Source organism: Nesterenkonia haasae (genome assembly GCF_010119385.1).
In the GTDB taxonomy this organism is placed as follows: domain Bacteria; phylum Actinomycetota; class Actinomycetes; order Actinomycetales; family Micrococcaceae; genus Nesterenkonia; species Nesterenkonia haasae.
The window spans coordinates 1-18,492 of record NZ_VFIE01000030.1 but is presented as its reverse complement, the minus strand read 5'-3'; the positions used below and the strand labels follow the sequence as shown (position 1 = coordinate 18,492).

Here is an 18,492-nt window from a genome sequence, read left to right as displayed (position 1 = left end):
TGTGTCATCCTCTCATCGGCTGTCCAGTGAGAGACTGGCTCCATGGTTGGAGCGGCTGTACGGCTATTGAGTGGTCTGTGGAGGTCGTCGCATCCGGGCCCCACATTGGTGGTCACCGCCTTGGCGGCCGCACTGGCGATCGCCAGCGGAGTCAGCTCTGGACGCGTCGGACTGCTGGCGGCTGCAGTGTTCGCCGGTCAACTTTCCGTGGGCATCTCCAACGACGCCCTGGATGCTGACCGCGACCGAGCAGTGGGCAGGACAGACAAACCCATCGCCTGCGGAGACATCAGCGTCCGGTCCGCTTGGATCGGGACTGCGACGATGCTGATCGCCGCCCTCGTGCTCTCCGCGCCCCTGGGAGTGGGCCTTCTGTTGGCACATGCGGCCTTCATCGCCTCCGCGTGGAGCTACAACCTGGGGCTGAAAGCCACGTGGTTATCGATCCTGCCGTACCTCTTCAGCTTCGGGCTTTTTCCCTCCCTTGCCACCTTGGCTGCGGCAGAGCCCCAGTTCGCCGCACCCTGGGCATGGCTGGCCGGGGCGGCACTGGGCGCAGCGCTGCACCTGACCAATGTGCTCCCAGATCTCGACGATGACGCCCGCACCGGCATCCGCGGCTTACCCCACCGGCTCGGTGGACGCATCAGCGCCAGCTGCGCCGCCGCCACTGTCATTACCGGCGGGCTGGCGGTGACCCTGGGGCCCACTCAGGGCAGTGTTGCGCAAGCCCCGGTGGTCGCCTGGCTGTTCTTCGGCGTCGTCGTCAGTGTTGCGGTCGTGACGCTGGGGATGGTGCGTGCTGGACGATCAGGAAGGGTCTTATTCCGGCTGGTCATGCTCGCCGCCTTCGTGCTCGCCGCCCAATTGGTGGCATCTGGCGGTTCACTCACCGGATGAGTTGCCGCTGGCCTAACGGTTAGGCGTGGTGGTCGAAACCCATGGCATAGGCGCGTGTCATCAGCCGGCCGGCGCCTGGACCGAGCATCAGCTGCACCACGTTGCTGCGCAGTGCGCTGAGCGCTCGCGGTGCGGGGCGTCCCAGCCGTGTGTTCAGTCCGGCCATTGCGGCGGCTCTACGGGCAGAGCCCACTCGTGCTCGCTCCCACCGGCGCAGCTCGGCCTCAGGGGCGTGACCCGAGCGCACCCAATCGGTCAGCAGTGGGGCCAGGCTCGCGGCATCGAGCAGCCCCAGGTTCATGCCCTGCCCCCCGATGGGACTGACTTCATGGGCGGCATCACCAATGACGAACACCCGCCCGTTGCGCAGGCTGGGGGCTACATATCGGCGTACGCCGAAGCCTCGTGTGGTGCCTTCCAGCCGATGGTCGCGAACTGCCAAAGTTCGTTCCATACGAGATTGTTGCGCTGTGGGATCCTGGTCGGCGTGGGGTGCGTCCCACGCCACGAACCTCCTGCGGCCGCCGGGGAGCGGGAACGATTCCAACACACCACCTTCATCCAGGTGAATCACAGCCGTGCTGCTGTCCTCCGCCGCAGCCACATGGGTATCCACCATCAGGTACCGGTCCGGATAGCTCTGGGCGGCGGAATTCGTATACACCAGGGCCCGGGAGCGGGAACCCCCAGCGAGAACCACAATGGGAGCACGTCGCTCACCCTCTGACGTCTGCAGGGTCACCTGCTGCTCGCTCTGCGTGATTGCAGTAACCGTCACTCCGCGCTGCACCCCTGGTGCCTCTGCGGCGAGGATCTGCTCGGTGGCTTCCTGCGGAAGGGTCGCGACGAACGGGAACCGTGTGGGCAGCTGGTCGAACCGCACCGCACCGAGCAGCTGGCCCTGGGACCTGGCCTCCCCGCGACTGACACGCACAGCGCCTTGGAGGAGGCGGTCTGTGACCCCAGAGCCTTCCAGCGCAGCCAGGGTTGGAGGGTGAATGCCGATGGCCCGGCTTCCGGGACCTGCCTGCTCGCGGGATTCAATCAGTGCGACGCCGATACCGCGGCGATTCAGTTCAGCAGAGAGCAGCAGCCCCACGGGCCCGGCTCCGATCACGATGACTTCAGGCACGGCCTGGACCCTGGGCGAGGAGCCGGAAGGCCGCGGGTGCGCTGACGGTCCAGTCATCTCCCAGGGCCGCGCTGAGTTCTGCGACTTGGTAGCTGCGCCGGATGGAACGTAACCCGTCCACCCGGAGGAACGTACCCGCTGCCAGAGGGGCGATTCCCACATTGTAGAGGGAGTAGGCGAGCCGGCTGCGCCGGATGTCATTGTGCAGCACGGCCGTCGTGGCCAGCTGTCGGGAGGCCTCGGTGAATCTGGTCAGCTCCTCGGGCTCCAGATGGTGCAGCACATGATTGGAGATCACCAGGTCGAAGGCCTGTCCCTGAGCGAGGAGTTCGTCGGCGTCAGCACACAGAAAAGTGCTGCCGGGCACGTGGGTGCGTGAGGCGACGTCGTGCGCTCTTGGGTCCGGGTCCGCGCCAGTCCACTCCACCTGCAGCCCGTCGCGGCGGGTGAGTGCTGCCAGGTGCGCTATGACGTCCCCACCGCCGGAACCCAAGTCCAGCACCCGCGCTGGACGCCCAAGACCAATCAGGAGCTCCTTGAGCCGGATGCGGTAAATGGTGCCCCATCCGGAGACCATCTTGTTGACCAGGCCGAATCGCCGCAGGGTCGCGTGGAGACGCTGCGGGTCGCAGTCGGGGTCGTCCATAAGTTCACGCAGGTGCTCATCGCGCTTCGACAAGTCCATGATGTGCCTCAGATGGAGGGGATCTTGTGCAGCAGGGCGGATTCCACCGTCAGGCCGGGACCGAACGCCAATGCAGCGATGCTCCCTGAGACAGCAGGGTCAGCCATCATCTGACGCAGGATGAACAGGATCGTGGCGCTGGACATATTGCCGTAATCGCGCAGGACCGACCGCGAGGCGGCGAGCGCCTCTGCTGGCAGGTCCAACCCCTTCTCCACCCGGTCCAGCACACTGCGTCCGCCAGGGTGCACGGCCCAGGTGTCAGGTGGTTGGTTTCCGCCCAGGAACGTGTCGACGGCGTGCCGAATTTCACGTCCGATAATGCGCGGAACTTCGGCAGAGAGTCTCATTTCGAATCCGTGATCGCCGATCGTCCAGACCATGTCTGATTCACCTTCATCAGTCAGGGCGGAGGCAAAACGGTCCAGCCGGATTCCACCGGGACGGCCGGTGTGTTCCTTGGCTGTGACTACTGCGGCTGCTGCCCCGTCAGCGAATACGGAGGAGGCGACAATCTGCTCCGGGTCGGAGCTCTCCCGAACGTGGATTGAGCACAGTTCCACGCAGACCACCAGCACGACGGCCTGGGGCCGGGCCTCGGTGATCTGGGTGGCGAGCCGAAGCGCCGGAAGGGCAGCTGCGCAGCCGATGAATCCTAAGTGGCTGCGCTCCACTGTGGCAGACAGGCCAAGGTCGCGGATCAGGTGGTAGTCGATCCCTGGGGCGAAGAACCCGGTGCAGGACACGGTGATCAGGTGGGTGATCTGCTCCGCTGCGATATCAGCCTCCACGACGGCTGAGTGTGCCGCCTGCGCCGCCAATTGGGGCGCGACGGCGCGGTAGAGCGAGTTTCGAGTGCCTGTGGTGGGTTTCAGCAGAGTGCTGTCCTCGGCGATGAACACGCCGTCGGGTGTGCCGCCTAGGCCAGCGAGGGCGGTGTGCCTGTTGCGGATCCCCGCGGCGTCGAACGCGGCGGAAATGTAGCGGCGAGCAAGCCGGTCCCGGCCGGGTTGCTCTGCGAAGAAGTCGCGCAGATAGTCCTGAGAGGCGGCCGTCTTCGGGACTGAGGTGCCGATGGATGCGATGCGCGTGGGCATGAGTCCACTAAACCATGATTGGCTTCTGCGCGTGTTCGGCTGCCGTCTCAGAGACACCGCAGGTCAGACCCTAGCCGGGGGCTATCAGGCGCTCTGCGGTGAGCGCACCGGCAGTCTCATCTGAGGCAGCGGCAGCCTGGGTCCTCCATGGCGGATCCTGACTCCGCTTGTTCTAGATGTCTTCGCCCAACTGGTGTGCCAGGTCTTCGAAATCCTGAGCGATGATGTCTGGCGAGGCAAAGTACCTGGGATACCTGCCGTCATCTCGATTGATCCAGGCAGTGCGCATACCCGCAGCGTGCGCTCCGTGGATATCCCAGGGATGCGACGCGACGAGCATCATCTCTGACGTGTTCTGCTCAACCATCCGGGCGGCGTAGTCGTATGCCTCTTGGGCAGGCTTCCACCGCGGAGCGTCTTGAACGGAGAGGATGTGGTCGAAACACTCCGCGAGTCCCGCGCGGCCCAGCAGTGACTCTGCAACGGCAGCCGGTCCGTTGCTGAGCGTCGCTAGGCGAGTCAGCCGCCGCAGGCTCGGGATCCCTTCAGCAGCGTCAGGGTGCAACGTCAAACTTCTGAAAACCTGCAGAATCTCCTCCCGAGCCTTCTGCGCACCCTCGGACCCGAGGAAGTTCTCACATCTGCGGTCGAGACTGTCTGCAGCAAGCTCTGTAAAGTCCGGATTCTCTCCAGCAGCGGTGAGCGCGAAACCGTCCCGGAGCAGCTCCTTGAACCAGAGGTCAGCTTCAACGGCAGCCACACCTTGCCGCTCAAAAGCGCGCCCGAGGGGGCCCATGTCGGATAACGTCTCGTTGACGTCGAACACCATGAATGTGGGCAGAGTCACTTGATGCACCTCTCCTTCGGGGATTCCGGCAGATCGCGCAGTCCTCAGAGCATATCCGTGCCACACATGGTGCCTCGTAGTCGAACCCCCAGTTCCAGTACGCTCAATACGTGGAAGGCCCGGAGGAGTCGAGCGTCAGGTCAGGGGACTCAGAGGCGGAAAAGACGCGGGAGTCCCGCAAACCTGTGATCGCTAAAGCCGTGGCGCTGATGATTGTTATCGGTATCTTCACGGCATTGGCTCTGGCGTTCCCTATCCCCTCGGTGGAGCAGCTGCGGAGCATGATCGCAGAAATTGGCTGGTGGGGTCCGGTCGGTTTCTGCATTGGATATGCCGCTCTCACCTTGGCGCCGGTGCCCAAAAATGTGCTCTCCATTACCGCCGGCGTTCTCTTCGGGTTCGGCCCAGGGCTGCTCATCGTGTACATCGCGGCCGTAGCCGGAGCGGCGAGCGCCTTCTGGCTCGGACGTTTCTTGGGCCGGGCGGCTGTAGAGCGGTTTACCGGTGCCCGGGTCGCCCGAGTCGACGACATACTCCGAGGGCACGGTTTCGCGGCAGTGGCGGGGGCTCGCCTGATCCCGGTGCTGCCGTTCACCGCGATCAACTACTCAGCAGGGCTGACTTCAGTCGGCTGGTGGCCCTATCTGGCGGGCACGGCACTGGGAATCATCCCCGGCACAGCCAGCTACGTCGCGCTGGGAGCCTACGGGTTTGACCCCGGATTTCGTGCCGAAGCTGCGCTGGCAGTGCTTGGCCTCCTGACCATAGGTGCCGCAGTATTCGCAGTCCGGAAAAGAAGACAAAGCAGGAGAGACAATGTTTGATGTTCGGCTACGCTCAGCGCTCGCCCCTGCGTTAGACGCCATAACCCGTCGCATTGATTATCCCTGGGTCACCCCGAACCGCCTGACCGGGTTGAACCTCGCCGCCGGTCTGGCCAGCGCGGTCATGGCCGCTACCCAGCAATGGGCCCCTGCGCTCATCCTGTGGTTGCTCTGCCGGCTTGCCGACGGTCTCGACGGACCACTGGCCCGACGCCGCGCGGAAGGCTCCGCTCAAGACTCCGGGCAGGGCGGATTCTGGGACATCTGCGCGGATTTCGTCGTCTACGGCGCCACGGTCACCGGGGTTGCTATCGGCGCGACCGCCGCCTTTGGAGCCCCCTGGCTGCCGTTTCTGCTGGTGCTCTTCGCCTACTACATCAACGGAGGCTCATTCTTGGCGTTCTCTTCCCTGGCCGAGCGAACGGGAAAACAACTCGACGACGGCAGGTCGCTCTCTTTCCTCGGAGGCTTAGCCGAAGGCTTTGAAACAGTTGTCGTGCACAGCCTCTGGCTGCTCTTCCCCGCCGCCGCGGCGTATATTGCCACGGTGTGGGCGGGGTTGGTCACCATCAGCGCTTCTCACCGAATCATCGCAGGCTATCGCGCGCTGTGATGACGCATTCTCCGCCGTCTCAGCTCAACCCCACAAATCCTGAAGGGGCCCACCATGGCGAAATACAACAGAATCGCTCCACTGTACGATCTGCTCTCGGCTGAGCACCCCGTCTATGGTGCCGGCCGGCGTGGGTTGGCCCGTCTGCTGGATCTGCAGTCAGGTGACCAGGTCCTCGACATCGGGTGCGGCACCGGGTTGAACTTTCCGTGGCTCAGCGAACGCGTGACATCCACGGGAACTGTGATCGGTATTGACCGCAGCGCCACTATGCTCGCCCAAGCTCGACGCAGAGCCCAGCGCAACGGCTGGACCAACGTCATCCTCATCCAAGCCGACGCCACCGGCCTCGAACCCGCAGATATCTCAGCGCGGACCATCAGCGCCGGTGGGCGGGCGCTCTCCGATGCTGCCCTCGCCACCTACTCGTTGTCCCTCATGGGTGCCTGGCCCTGCGCCTGGCAGTCCATGTGGAATCTCACCACACCCCGGGCGCGACTAGGGATCCTGGACATGCAGAAACCTCACGGCGCAGCAGCTGTCTTCAGCCCGTTGGCTCAGCTCGCCTGCAGGCTCGGCGGCTCAGACATCAACGCCCATCCCTGGACAGCACTCGAACGCGACTGCGCTGAGGTGAACAGTGCCTCCGCACGGGGCGGCCACCTGCAGGTCAGAGTCGGGTCCAAGCCTCCGGCGACCTGAGAAGTGCCCCCGGTCCGGCGTATGCTGGCAGCATGACCTCAGTCCGCATCAACGACAGTGACGTAGAGCTCCCAGACCAGGCCAGCGTGGTCGACGCCGTCGCCCACACCACCGGACGCGAACTCACCTCCGCAGGAGCCCCTGTGGACGGAGGCCGCCTGGGAGTTGCCGTGGCACTCGACGGGGAAGTGGTGCCCCGCAGCCGCTGGGCAGTCACCGAGCTCAGCGCCGGTCAGGACCTGGAGATCGTCACTGCGGTCCAGGGAGGTTGAGATGGAGATTGCACCGCTGAGCATCGGCGACTACTCACTGCAGTCCCGCCTCATTATGGGCACTGGGGGCATTACTGACCTCAGTGCCTTGGAGAAGGCTCTGGTGCAGTCGGGGACCACGCTGACTACTGTGGCTATGCGTCGCTACAGCCCCGACACCAAGACCTCGGTGTTCTCCATGCTCGAGCGGCTGGGAATTGACGTGCTGCCCAACACCGCCGGTTGCTACACCGTCAAAGACACCGTGCTGACCGCGGAGCTGGCGCGGGAGGCCCTGGAGACTGACCTGATCAAAGTGGAAGTCATCGCTGATGAGCACACGCTGCTGCCAGATGTGATCGAAACCTTGGAAGCCACCGAGCAACTCGTCGACAGAGGGTTCACCCCGCTGGTCTACACAAGCGATGACCCCGCGGTTGCACTGCGCCTGGAGCAGGCGGGTGCCGCGGCGGTGATGCCGCTGGGCGCACCAATAGGCACGGGCCTGGGAATCTTGAACCCACACAACATTGAACTCATCTGCTCCCGCGCCGGAGTGCCGGTGGTGCTCGACGCCGGAATCGGCGCCGCCTCACAAGCGGCCCTCGCCATCGAACTGGGCTGCTCGGCAGTCCTTGTGGCCTCCGCGGTGACTCGGGCTCAGGACCCTACAGCCATGGCTGAGGCAATGCGCCTCGCCGTAGAAGCAGGCCTGCACTCCGCCCGCGCCGGACGCATCCCCAAACGCGAACATGCGCTCGCCTCATCCCCCGCAGAGGGCATCATCAACCCCCTGGAGGACCTCACCTAGGGCTTTATCAGTCAGCTGTTGGGCGTTCAGCATCCTATAAGAGCCTGAAATCCCAACAACCTCCTGAAGATTGATCAGAAGGAACACCATGAATACCTTGAGCATGTTCAACCGCAGCCAGGCCGAACGTTTTCAGCGGCACTTTGCGCTGGCCGGATTCGGGATAGACGCGCAGGCGAAGCTGATGAACTCCAGGGCAGTCGTCATCGGCGCCGGGGGGCTGGGAGCGCCCATCCTTACCTATCTCACTGCGGCCGGAGTGGGCTCCATCGACATCATTGACCATGACGTGGTCGACCGCAGCAATCTGCACCGCCAAGTGATCCACTCTGAGGACACCATCGGCCAACCCAAGACAGCCTCGGCTGCGGCGACGATGCGCGGGCTCCATCCAGAGGTGAAGATCACCGAACACCAGGAGGCGATCACCGAAGCCAATGCGCTGCGGCTGATTGAACCCGCAGACATCGTCATTGACGGCTCAGATAACTTCACCGCCCGCTACGTGGTTTCCGACGCTTGCGAAATCGCTCATAAGCCATTGGTCTCTGGGTCCATCCTTCGCTATTCCGGGCAGGTGAGCCTCTTCTGGTCTCGCCTGCCTTCCGGCGAGCGTGGCCCCACCTACCGGGACCTGTACCCAGAAGCCCCCGACCCAGGTGAGGTGCCCACATGTGCGGAGGCCGGTGTGCTCGGTGTGCTCCCAGGCGTCGTCGGATCCCTCATGGCCACCGAAGCCATCAAATTCTTAGCTGAAATCGGCGAACCGCTCATCGGCAGAGTCATCACCTACGATGCCCTGAATTCTCATTTTGGGGAGTTCCGGCTTCGACCGGATCCGGAACGCGAGCCGGTCACCAGCATGGATGGCGGCAGGGTCCCCGAGCCTGGCCCGGTGCCCACGCCTGCCCCCGCCGCGCACGACGACGCCGCCAGCAGCTCTGACCCTGAGGAGTCTGCTGTGCCGGGTGACCTCGACTTCAATCCCTTCACCGGTGAACCGAAGCAGCATGACGACTTCTCCCCGGCAGAGTTCCAGCAAGCCGCCGCCACCGGCAAAGTCGGGCTGATCCTCGATGTCCGCGAACCGCATGAGCACAATGCTGGCAGCATTGAATCCGCCGTGAACGTCCCCCTGATGGAGCTCTGGCGTTCGGAGGAGCCTCCGGCCGGTTTGGAAGACGCCACGGAGGAGGCACCGGCAGTGGTCTATTGCGAACATGGAGTCCGCTCCCGGCAGGCGTTGGCCATGATTAGGCAGCGTTTCCCCGATGCGCAGGTGAAGAACCTGTTGGGGGGATACGCCCTCTGGCAGCAGCGCTGAGCGGCGGAACTTTCCACCTTCACCTGGAACCCCGGCCTGCTCAAGTGCGGGGTTGTGGGGTAGCTTAGAGGGGTGGATCAGTACCTGGCAGTCATAGGCGAATGCTTGGTAGACGTTGTCGAATCAGAGACGTCTGCCCCAAAGTCGCACGTGGGGGGCAGCCCGTTCAATGTTGCCGTGGGACTGGCTCGCCTGGAGCACAACGTGGTCTTCGCAGGTCGGCACGGTAACGATGACTACGGCCGTATGATTGCCCGGGCGCTGAGAGCTCAGGGCATCACTTCAGTACTGGACCCCGACGAGCACCCGACATCGGTCGCAATTGCCACCCTGGACCCGACCGGCCAAGCCAGCTACGAGTTCTCTCTGGACTGGTCGTTGCCTCCTGCTGACGAGCTGACCAGCAAACTGATGAAGCCCACCAGCACCATGGAACATCTGCACACCGGCTCGCTCGCGGCCATGATCGAACCCGGAGCGTCCGTGGTCAAGACGGTGCTGCGCCAAATGAGGGAAACCTCCACCATCTCTTATGACCCCAACTATCGGCCCACTCTGGTGCCGAATCGGGACCTGGCACGCGAGCAGACCGAAGAGTTCGTGGCACTGGCAGACGTCATCCAGGCCTCCACCGATGACCTGGAGCTGCTGTATCCAGAACGTAGTTTCGAAGACACCATGAGTGCTTGGCTGGAGCTGGGTCCGGCGTTGGTCACGGTAACCCGCGGCGCCTCCGGGGCCATGGCGCTGGCCCGCTCAGGGTTCGCTGAACAGAGTGCCTTCCCGATCGACGTCGCCGATACCGTCGGCGCCGGAGACTCGTTCATGGCTGCCACACTGTCCAGCCTGCGTGAGCGGGGCCTGCTCGGTTCGACTCACCGTGACGCGCTTCGCAGCATCTCGGAACGCGACGTCGCCCAGGTGCTGCACACTGCCGCGCAGGCGGCGGCTATTACATCTTCCCGCTTCGGAGCGCAGCCACCGACCGCCGCAGAACTTGCCGCCGCCTTGGCTGATCCGATCGCTCCCACAACACCCTGAACAAGGTCACGAGTCCGGGGCCCCGGCCTCTGATGATGACGACGGCAGCTCCTCAGCGCTGCGCCGTGTCAGCGTCAGATGCAGGCTCAGGGCGGCGTAGTAGAGGACATATCCACCGGACAGGCTGATCAGCCACAGGCTCGGTGAGGGGAACTGCACCAGGATCAGTGCGTACAGCCCCAGCCACAGAGTGGTGAGTGTCATGGTCGGCCACCACGCGGTCTCAGTCCTGGAGGGGTAGACGTACTTGATGGGGACGAAGACAAGCACCGTCAGTGCCAGCAGCGTGGTGACGGTGGCTGCCGTACCGGCGCCCAGGACAATCAGGTAGAACGCCGCAATGTTCCAGTAGCTCGGGAACCCAAGGAAGAAGTGGTCGTCGGTCTTCGCGTCGCTGCGGCAGAACTGGTAGCAGGAAGCGAGTAGGACCACCGATGCCACTGCACCGCCGACCCACCCACCGGGCAGGTACCCGGTGCTCCAGAGGAGCACCATGGGAGCGAAGGCATACGTGATGTAGTCAATGATGTTGTCCAGCAGGGCACCGTCGAAACCGGGAACCACTTCTTTGACCCGGAAGCGCCGAGCCAGGAAGCCGTCTGAGCCGTCAATGATCATCGCAGCCAAAAAGAGCCACAGCACAATTTCGACTTCGCCGGCGTAGGAAAGGTGCACCATGAGCAGGGCAAGGACCACCCCGAGCGCGGTATAGGCATGGACCGACAGCGCTGCTAGGCGATGCCGCCTACCTGTGTGGGGTGCAGACATGGCCTCACCTTACCCGCGTATGGTCCGCTTGCGGCGATGCGGAGCTGCGGGTCTCGGTCAGGATGTGCATCGGCAAAGCCCAGAATGACCTGCTGGAGTACGATCTCAGACCACAGGATGGGGTGAGAATCCTCCTGTACTCCGATGTCGGCTCCCTTCATTCGGGAAACCATGGTGTGTATGAACACCGCACCCTTCATTACCGCGACCCAACTGAGCAAAAGGTACGGCGCCACTGAGGCCCTCCGCGGGGTAGATGTCACTATCCATCATGGAGAGTCGGTGGCCATCATGGGGCCATCTGGCTCAGGAAAAACCACGCTGATGCACGTACTGTCCGGGATCATCACCCCACATTCCGGCTCCGTTCAGTTCCAGGCACTGAACCGTCCCGTAGAGCTCTCCACTCTCAACTCGGAAAAGCGAGCAAAGCTGCGCCTTCAGCACATAGGCTTCGTGTTCCAAGAGGGTCTGCTGATGCCGGAACTGACAGCTCTGGAGAATGTGGCCGTTGCTCTGATGCTCTCCGGGGTACCCCGTCCAGCTGCGGAGTCAACAGCCGCTGGGTGGCTCCATGCCCTGGGACTCGAGGGAATGGAGGACCGTCGGCCCGGTCAGCTCTCTGGGGGGCAGGCGCAACGGGTCGCCATCGCGAGAGCTCAGGTGAACAACCCGCAGATCGTCTTCGCGGATGAGCCCACCGGAGCGCTGGACTCCGCGACGTCCGATCAAGTGCTCAGTGCCCTCCTCGATTCCACTTCAGGACGCGGAGCACCCTTGGTGGTGGTCACCCATGATGAGGCTGTCGCAGCGCGCTGCTCACGAATTGTCCGGCTGCAGGATGGGCGTCTCGTCCACGATTCTGCCACCAGTGGTGCCCTGCCAGAGGGTCACAATGCAGGGGGCGGGCGATGATCCGGCTCTTCCTTGAGAAGCTCTTCGCGGATCGGGCGGTTTGGGCACTGCCTGTTGCAGGATTCGGCCTCACGAGCGGCATCGGACTGATGGTCTTCGCAGGGGCAATGTACTTCTACACACTGGAACACTCCGCGTTGCAGGACGTGTACTTTCTCTACGCCACCGTTGCCCTGATCCTGCTGGTGATCCCCATGTTGGCGTTGATGAGTTCGGCAGCGAGGCTCCTGGCCCGTCGTCGGGACGAACGCCTCTCAGGACTTCGACTCCTCGGTGCCAGCTCAGGACAACTGCGCCGGCTGGTGTTGGCGGAATCGGTGGTCCTTGCGGGAGCTGGGATTCTGGCGGGATCCCTGCTCTACGCGCTGCTGATGCCATTAGTGGGCCTGTTGGTTTTCGCGGGTCAGCCGATGGGTGTCTCTGGGCTATGGCTGGGGCCAGGCCTGTTGGCTGCCACCTGCGCCGTCCTGCTGCTTTTCGCGGTCGCGGCAGCCGTTGCTGGACTGCGTCGGGTGGAAGTTACCCCATTAGGTGTCCGCACCCGGCAGCTACCGCAGCGAGTGAAATGGGTCCGGGCGGTGATCGCGCTGCTCGCCGTTGCCGTGGTGTTCATCCTCCACAACATGGTGCCGATCCATAATGAAGTGCTACTCCTGGTGGTGGCGTTTGCGTTCCTGGCGGTGCCTCTGCTGGCTGTGCAGCTCGTCGGACCATGGGTGCTGAAACTCATCGCCAGACGGCAGGCGAAGCGTGCTGCCACTGCTGAGCGGCTCATTGCGGCAAGGAACGTACTGGAGTCCCCCCAGCAGATGTGGCGACAGGTCGGAGGGGTTGCCATCGCTGCATTTGTGGGCGTGATCGCCGGCAGTGGGGTAGCTCTGATGAGCTCATTGGAACCCATGACTCATCCAGAGGATGTGATGCTTGTCGGTGATATCCAGCGCGGAGTGTGGCTGACTCTCTTCGTGGCGTTTCTGATGACAGCCTGCTCAGTGGGGTTGAATCAGACAGCACAGGTCTTGGATCGGAAGGATCTCTACAGAGGACTGGCCACGATGGGGCTCAGTGTGCGCCAACTGAACCGGATCCGCGTCCAATCAGTGATGCGCCCGCTTGCGGCAGTCCTCACAGTGGCGGTTGGGAGCGCATGTGTTGTGGCGCTGCCCATCGTGGGGTTGACGATCCTCACGGCCCCGCTGACGATCCTCCTTCTGGCACTGGTGCTCGGTACCGGAGTGCTTCTGATCTACTTGGGTATGCTCGCTACCCGACCCACTATGCGAGTCGTGACTGGGCCTGCCTAACGAGGAGCTTCGCTGCCACCCGCTCCGTACTCTTCCGGCGCCATCGTTTCTGCCCGGCCCTTGACGGGCTTGTCGTTCTGCCGACGGTAGTCGACGGACTGGACGACGAAATAGCACAGGGCGCCCAGGATTGGAACGAATGCGATGACCAGAACCCAAAGGACATTCCATGGTCTTTGGTGCGTAGTCTGGGCGTAGATCATGAATGCCGCGACCAGCAGAACCCCGTAGACCAGGACGCCGAAACGCAACCACCAGGGCACTGTCACTGAACCAGCAGGTGCCCCCTCGGCAAGCATGGCGAGTAGCTCGGTGATCATGGGGTGAGTCTAGGCGCTGGGGCTGACCGCCACCTTGACCTGACATGGAAGGACCGTGGGGTCCTAGTCCTCGTGGGGCACGGTTTGGGGCCACACTGAGCGTGCGCGCATCACCGCGGCGAGCGCCTCGGCGTCGTCGGTCATAATGCCATCCACACCCATGTCCAGTAGCCGGTGCATCTCTGCCGGGTCGTCGACTACCCACACGTGGACCTGCAGCCCCGCTCGATGGCAGCGCTCCACAAATCTCGGGCGCACAATCGGCACCCGAGTTTGGCGAATCGGCACCTGGACACAATCGAAGTGCGCGAGGCGCTGCGAGAGCTTGCCGAAACCGCCCAACGGGCCCAAGAAAACCATCAGGGCAGTGGAAACCCAGCCGCCTGAGGAAGCGACCTGCTTGGTGACCAGCCGGCCGACTCGCTGCCTGCGGGCATCATTAAAGCTGGCGGCGAGCACTCGGTGATGTGCTTCATGCCGATCAACGATCTCTGCGAAGTGCCGCGCAGCTTCCGAGTCTTTGAGGTCAACATTGAAATGGGTGTCTGGAAGGGCCAGCAGCGCCTCCTCAAACTTCACCAGTGGTTCACCAAGTCCAGGCTTCGGGTCATCTGCGGGGTTGGTTTCCGTGGCGGCCGTGACGCGCAGCTGGCTGAGCTGGTCCCAGGTGTGGTCGCCGAGCCGTCCGGCACCGTCGGTGACCCGGTCAAGGGTTTCATCATGAAAGACGACCAGCACTCCATCAGCGGAAGTCCGTACATCGATCTCGAGATAGCGGAATCCGAGGTCCACTGCTCGGCGGAATGCTGCCATTGTGTTTTCCCGTGCCGGGTCAGCTCCGCGGTGGGCGAAAGCCAAGGGCGCATGATGCAGTCGTCCCGGGGTCGAGTTCAGAAGGTAAGGAACCTCTCGGTATGGATAAGCGCGGTATGGGCTCTGTGCGGCTTGGTTTTTCATCAGGGCAGCGTCCCCTTCAGCAGCAGCTCCAAAACCTCAGCCACCCCGTCATTTTCGCAGGTCCCAGCAATCCGGTCAGCGGCGGAGCGGGCCATAGGGTGGGCGGAACCGACAGCCCAGGAGGTCCCTGCCCACTGAAGCATCTCAACATCGTTGGGCATGTCTCCGAATGCGATGGTGTGTTCGGCGTCGATGCCCAGAGAGTCGGCGTATCGGCGCAGTGCCTGGGCCTTGTTGACGCCCTTAGCCGATATTTCGAGAAGGCTGACTCCCGGGGCCGAATGCGTCACTGTGACCATATGGCCGATCCGCTCTTGTGCAGCGGCAATAAACGCATCGGCTTCCATCGCGTGGGTCTTGGCCAGCAGCTTCAGCACCGGCACCTTTGGTGCGAAACCCTCTGCGGAGACTGGCCGGGCGGTGTGGCGTTCGAGGGTTTCATCCAACGGGCCCATAGTGATCTCCGCGTCGCGGATCCCCGCAGCGCGTCGCCGCTCGTCGTCGAACCACAGTGACCCGCGGGCGAAGGACTCCTCCATGTGGAGCATCTGCGGAGTCTCTGCAGCGAAAGCCACCGTGGGGTCCAATTCTTGAATGAGGTCCTTAGCGTCGAACAGCGACTGCGTCGCAAGCGGTTGGTGATCCAGGGGTGTATTCGCCGCCAGGTCATAGGTCATCGCACCATTGGAGGCGATCACCGGACCCATCAGTCCTAACGCGCTGCTGATCCCACGTAGGCCCCGCACTGGGCGGCCCGTAACGAGCACCACAGCGATGCCCGCTTCGCGAGCAGCCTGAAAGGCCTCCACGGTCCGGGTCGAAACCTTCCCGGAAATCGACTGCGCGTAGGAGAGAATCGTGCCGTCCACATCAGTGGCGACCAGTTTGACTGGAGCGTCGCCCACTGCGGGTCTCCCGAATGAGACGGGAGCGACGGGCTGAGAGTTCATTCAACTAAAGTACCGAAGAAACCTGGCTAACACCGGCACCCTCGGGATGTGACGTCATCCTGTGGTCTGAGGCTTCTTTCCGAGCTCCTCTTTAGACTGGGTCTCATGCCTGACCGCCTACTCGACGCACCGCCTGTCCATGTGCGGATAGTCCGGCACTTCGAACGACGGCCGTGGTTGGGCGACACCCTTTTTAAGGTCATTCCGCTGCTGCTGCTCAGTGCCCTGTTCTGGGTGGTGAGCCCCGGGCTTTCCCCATCTCCGTACAGTACGGGGATGTTCGGCACCTCGGTGCTGCTGCCCGCCATGGTGGTGCTGGAGTTCCTGGCGATCGCCCCCCTGGCGCTGTCTCGCATACGCCCAGGTCTGGCTGCTGGGATCATCGCTTTCGCTGCGCTGTGCCAAATGTTGGCCATGTACGGTCCGGGTTTCTCCGCAATCTCTGTGCCCTTAGTTGTCTACGCCTGCGCAAAGTACGGCACCCGGTCAGTCAGCCTGACCTACCTGGTGACAGGTCTCATCGGAGCGGTGCTGCTCGGGCTTCTGGTGGTGGCCTCTGCCGGTGGACTGACCGGTGCGCCTGCTGGCGGGGACTGGGGTGCGGCCCTCTTCATCGCTGCGCTCTTCACGGGTTTCTCCGCTGCAGTGGTGCTCAGCGCGTGGCTGTTCGGTGATCTGGCGGGGCGGCGGCGTCGTGAGCGGGAGGCGATCAAGGAGAAGAATGTACTGCTTGAACGGGAACGGGACCAGGAAGCACGGTTGGCTGCTGACGCAGAGCGGATGCGCATCGCGCGGGAGATGCACGACATCGTCTCCCACTCAATGGGGGTCATGATCGCTCAGGCTGACGGTGGCCGCTATGTCCTGGACCAAGACCCTGGGCGTGCGGGTGAAGCCTTCGAAACGATCGGGGACACCGGACGCCAGGCGCTCACCGAGCTGCGCCGTATGCTCGGGGTGCTCCGGGAGGAGGGAACTCTGAAGAAACGCCCGGCCCCGGGAGTGGGTGACATCCCCCGGCTTGTGGACGATGTCCGCGCATCCGGATTGGAGGTTGAACTCAACATCGCCCAAGAGTCGCTGCCTCCGCTCGGTGAGGGGGTCGAGCTGGCGCTGTACCGGATCATCCAAGAGGCCCTGACCAACACGCTTAAGCACGGCGGTCCTGAGGCGAAGGCATATGTCTGGTTGGGCACCGACTACCGTGCGGGGGAACTGGCCTTGGAGATCAGTGACACAGGCCGCGGAGCGGCAGCACGGAACGACGGTGCCGGCTCGGGTCTGCTGGGAATGGCGGAGCGGGCCCGGCTCTATGGTGGGTCGCTGAACGCCAAAGCCAAAGGTGAGGAATCATTGGAGTCAGGATTCAGCGTCGAAGCGCGGTTCCCGTTGGAGCGGGTGCGGCCCCACAGGAGGGGACGTTGAGAATGGATAAGAGCCCGGAGCCGGTCCTCAATGGCCAGGAAGCGAGTCGGTCATGAATGACACCACCCAGCAGATTTCTGTTCTGCTGGCCGATGATCAGGCGCTGCTTCGCGCTGGATTCGCCATGGTTATCGACTCCCAGGCCGATATGGCGGTCGCCGCGCAGGCCGGTGACGGCGCCCAGGCTTTGGATCAGCTGCGCAAGCTTGCCGCTGCGGGGCAGGGACCTGATGTCGTGCTGATGGACATTCGCATGCCGGTGCTGGACGGACTGGAAGCCACGGCCGCGATCACCAAGGACCCGGTGCTGGCGGGAACGCGGGTGATCGTCCTGACGACCTTCGACACTGATGAGTACGCCCTGCAGGCGCTGCGATCCGGAGCAGCGGGGTTTGTCCTGAAGGATGTTCAGCCGGAGGTCCTGCTGGACTCCATCCGTACAGTGGTCACTGGAGGCGCTGTGGTCGCTCCGACCACCACGCGGCGGCTGCTTGACTCCACCCTGTTGGGAGAGGGACGACGCCGCGCCCCCACCAGTGAACAGCAGAAGCGCCTGGATCTGTTGACCAACCGGGAGCGGGAGATCCTCGCTGAAATGTCCACCGGTGATTCCAATACTGAGATCGCCGCGCGGCTGTACCTCTCTGAGGCGACCGTCAAAACCCATGTGGGGCAGGTGCTGGCAAAGCTCAGTTGCCGGGACCGCGTTCAGGCTGTGGTGTTCGCCTACGAATCAGGCATCGTCGGCGACTGAACTCATACCGCAGGATGAGGTGAGGTTGGGCCTATGGGCCGATGCTGTGCCGTCGCCGGTTCCGTAATGTCAAGGGTATGAAGACAGCTACCACTACTCGCGCGGCGCTCCGCGCTGAATCCCTCACCAAGACCTATGGCTCAGGAGAGGCGACTGTGCACCCATTGCGCAGGCTGAGCGTTGAAATCCCCGCGGGAGAGTTCACCGCGATCATGGGCCCTTCCGGGTCTGGAAAGTCGACACTCCTCCATGTTCTTGCGGGGTTGGACAGCGCCGATGAAGGCAGTGTGCTGCTTTCCGTGGGGGAGCGCCACGTCGAGCTCACCGGCCTGTCGGAACGGGACCTGACACTCGTTCGTCGCCAGCACATCGGGTTTGTCTTCCAGGCCTATAACCTGGTGCCCGCCATGACAGCCCGGGAGAACATTCTGCTGCCGAGTTCACTGGGTGGGCCGGAACCGGAGCGCCACTACTACGACATGGTCATTGATCGACTCGGGCTGACCGACCGCCTGGACCACCGGCCCTTCGAGCTCTCTGGCGGACAACAGCAACGGGTCGCGGTGGCCCGGGCGTTGGTCTCCAAACCTGCGGTGATCTTTGCCGATGAGCCGACCGGAAACCTGGATTCACGCACCGGAGCGGAGGTGTTGGCGCTGCTGCGTGCCGCCGTGGACGAGTTCGGACAGACAGTCGTTATGGTCACCCATGATGCCAATGCCGCCGCGGAGGCTGACAGAACAGTCGTTCTCTCCGACGGTCGAGTGTCAGAGACCCTTAGTCGCCCCACTGCTCAGTTGTTGGCCGCCAAGATGATCGGAGCAGCTCGTTGATGCGGGGTAGCTTCGAGCGCCTGACGGTGCTTCGGGCCC

The 18,492-nt window shown here is 63.4% G+C and carries 22 protein-coding genes; 13 read left to right on the top strand and 9 right to left on the bottom strand.

Annotated features, from left to right (window positions below; all coding sequences use genetic code 11):
* Positions 1–42: 42 nt before the first annotated feature.
* The gene (locus FH975_RS15280; RefSeq protein ID WP_162322056.1) at positions 43–900 is read left to right on the top strand and encodes a UbiA family prenyltransferase; all 858 of its coding nucleotides are present in this window, start codon (positions 43–45) and stop codon (positions 898–900) included.
* Between the two features lie 19 nt (positions 901–919).
* Here FH975_RS15280 and FH975_RS15275 read toward each other — a convergent pair whose 3' ends face one another.
* The 4 genes from FH975_RS15275 to FH975_RS15260 form a co-directional block, all read right to left on the bottom strand.
* Positions 920–2,032: an FAD-dependent oxidoreductase gene (locus tag FH975_RS15275; protein ID WP_328821921.1), complete on the bottom strand. Its 1,113-nt coding sequence runs from the start codon at positions 2,030–2,032 to the stop codon at positions 920–922.
* Positions 2,025–2,717, bottom strand: coding sequence for a methyltransferase domain-containing protein (locus FH975_RS15270; protein ID WP_162322054.1), 693 nt, complete (start codon positions 2,715–2,717; stop codon positions 2,025–2,027). Before FH975_RS15270 ends, FH975_RS15275 begins: the two co-directional genes overlap by 8 nt.
* A gap of 8 nt (positions 2,718–2,725) precedes the next feature.
* Complete coding sequence (locus FH975_RS15265; RefSeq protein WP_162322053.1) at positions 2,726–3,814, bottom strand: type III polyketide synthase; 1,089 nt, start codon at positions 3,812–3,814, stop codon at positions 2,726–2,728.
* Between the two features lie 172 nt (positions 3,815–3,986).
* Positions 3,987–4,661 carry a haloacid dehalogenase type II gene (locus tag FH975_RS15260; protein ID WP_328821920.1) on the bottom strand — a complete coding sequence of 225 codons (675 nt, stop codon included), beginning with the start codon at positions 4,659–4,661 and terminating at the stop codon, positions 3,987–3,989.
* A gap of 110 nt (positions 4,662–4,771) precedes the next feature.
* Between FH975_RS15260 and FH975_RS15255 the strand changes: the two genes are divergently transcribed.
* The 7 genes from FH975_RS15255 to FH975_RS15225 all read left to right on the top strand — a co-directional run bounded on the left by FH975_RS15255 (position 4,772) and on the right by FH975_RS15225 (position 10,227).
* The gene (locus FH975_RS15255) at positions 4,772–5,485 is read left to right on the top strand and encodes a TVP38/TMEM64 family protein (protein ID WP_162322052.1); all 714 of its coding nucleotides are present in this window, start codon (positions 4,772–4,774) and stop codon (positions 5,483–5,485) included.
* Positions 5,478–6,098: a CDP-alcohol phosphatidyltransferase family protein gene (locus tag FH975_RS15250; protein WP_162322051.1), complete on the top strand. Its 621-nt coding sequence runs from the start codon at positions 5,478–5,480 to the stop codon at positions 6,096–6,098. The genes FH975_RS15255 and FH975_RS15250 overlap by 8 nt, the downstream gene beginning before the upstream one ends.
* A gap of 54 nt (positions 6,099–6,152) precedes the next feature.
* Complete coding sequence (locus tag FH975_RS15245) at positions 6,153–6,800, top strand: class I SAM-dependent methyltransferase (RefSeq protein ID WP_162322050.1); 648 nt, start codon at positions 6,153–6,155, stop codon at positions 6,798–6,800.
* Between the two features lie 32 nt (positions 6,801–6,832).
* The gene (gene thiS / locus FH975_RS15240) at positions 6,833–7,072 is read left to right on the top strand and encodes a sulfur carrier protein ThiS (RefSeq protein ID WP_153079058.1); all 240 of its coding nucleotides are present in this window, start codon (positions 6,833–6,835) and stop codon (positions 7,070–7,072) included.
* Position 7,073: 1 nt separating this feature from the next.
* Positions 7,074–7,862: a thiazole synthase gene (locus tag FH975_RS15235; protein ID WP_162322049.1), complete on the top strand. Its 789-nt coding sequence runs from the start codon at positions 7,074–7,076 to the stop codon at positions 7,860–7,862.
* An 88-nt stretch (positions 7,863–7,950) separates the two neighbouring features.
* Positions 7,951–9,186, top strand: a complete 1,236-nt coding sequence (gene moeB, locus FH975_RS15230) for a molybdopterin-synthase adenylyltransferase MoeB (protein ID WP_162322048.1) — start codon at positions 7,951–7,953, stop codon at positions 9,184–9,186.
* Between the two features lie 72 nt (positions 9,187–9,258).
* On the top strand, positions 9,259–10,227 hold the full coding sequence (locus tag FH975_RS15225; protein WP_162322047.1) for a carbohydrate kinase family protein: 969 nt from the start codon (positions 9,259–9,261) through the stop codon (positions 10,225–10,227).
* 6 nt (positions 10,228–10,233) lie between these two features.
* On the opposite strand, the gene FH975_RS15220 is transcribed toward FH975_RS15225, so the two are convergent.
* Together FH975_RS15220 and FH975_RS15215 are read right to left on the bottom strand one after the other, a co-directional pair.
* The gene (locus FH975_RS15220) at positions 10,234–10,995 is read right to left on the bottom strand and encodes a CDP-alcohol phosphatidyltransferase family protein (RefSeq protein ID WP_162322046.1); all 762 of its coding nucleotides are present in this window, start codon (positions 10,993–10,995) and stop codon (positions 10,234–10,236) included.
* Complete coding sequence (locus FH975_RS15215; RefSeq protein ID WP_153079053.1) at positions 10,959–11,156, bottom strand: hypothetical protein; 198 nt, start codon at positions 11,154–11,156, stop codon at positions 10,959–10,961. Before FH975_RS15215 ends, FH975_RS15220 begins: the two co-directional genes overlap by 37 nt.
* 19 nt (positions 11,157–11,175) lie before the next feature.
* Here FH975_RS15215 and FH975_RS15210 point away from each other — a divergent pair, with 19 nt between their 5' ends.
* Both FH975_RS15210 and FH975_RS15205 read left to right on the top strand, forming a co-directional pair.
* Positions 11,176–11,910 (top strand): ABC transporter ATP-binding protein, encoded by a 735-nt coding sequence (locus FH975_RS15210; RefSeq protein WP_162322045.1) that lies wholly within the window; start codon positions 11,176–11,178, stop codon positions 11,908–11,910.
* Positions 11,907–13,214: an ABC transporter permease family protein gene (locus FH975_RS15205; protein WP_162322044.1), complete on the top strand. Its 1,308-nt coding sequence runs from the start codon at positions 11,907–11,909 to the stop codon at positions 13,212–13,214. Before FH975_RS15210 ends, FH975_RS15205 begins: the two co-directional genes overlap by 4 nt.
* Here the strand turns inward: FH975_RS15205 and FH975_RS15200 are convergent.
* From FH975_RS15200 to FH975_RS15190, 3 genes are all read right to left on the bottom strand, one after another.
* Positions 13,211–13,534: a PLD nuclease N-terminal domain-containing protein gene (locus FH975_RS15200; protein WP_162322043.1), complete on the bottom strand. Its 324-nt coding sequence runs from the start codon at positions 13,532–13,534 to the stop codon at positions 13,211–13,213. The genes FH975_RS15205 and FH975_RS15200 overlap by 4 nt on opposite strands.
* Positions 13,535–13,597: 63 nt before the next feature.
* Positions 13,598–14,491 carry a glycerophosphodiester phosphodiesterase gene (locus FH975_RS15195; RefSeq protein ID WP_162322042.1) on the bottom strand — a complete coding sequence of 298 codons (894 nt, stop codon included), beginning with the start codon at positions 14,489–14,491 and terminating at the stop codon, positions 13,598–13,600.
* Complete coding sequence (locus FH975_RS15190) at positions 14,491–15,441, bottom strand: Cof-type HAD-IIB family hydrolase (RefSeq protein ID WP_162322041.1); 951 nt, start codon at positions 15,439–15,441, stop codon at positions 14,491–14,493. Before FH975_RS15190 ends, FH975_RS15195 begins: the two co-directional genes overlap by 1 nt.
* Before the next feature lie 105 nt (positions 15,442–15,546).
* Between FH975_RS15190 and FH975_RS15185 the strand changes: the two genes are divergently transcribed.
* From FH975_RS15185 to FH975_RS15175, 3 genes are all read left to right on the top strand, one after another.
* Positions 15,547–16,866, top strand: coding sequence for a sensor histidine kinase (locus FH975_RS15185; protein WP_153079047.1), 1,320 nt, complete (start codon positions 15,547–15,549; stop codon positions 16,864–16,866).
* Positions 16,867–16,918: 52 nt separating this feature from the next.
* Positions 16,919–17,620, top strand: a complete 702-nt coding sequence (locus FH975_RS15180) for a response regulator (RefSeq protein ID WP_162322040.1) — start codon at positions 16,919–16,921, stop codon at positions 17,618–17,620.
* Between the two features lie 77 nt (positions 17,621–17,697).
* Positions 17,698–18,453 carry an ABC transporter ATP-binding protein gene (locus FH975_RS15175; RefSeq protein ID WP_162322039.1) on the top strand — a complete coding sequence of 252 codons (756 nt, stop codon included), beginning with the start codon at positions 17,698–17,700 and terminating at the stop codon, positions 18,451–18,453.
* Positions 18,454–18,492 lie beyond the last annotated feature (39 nt).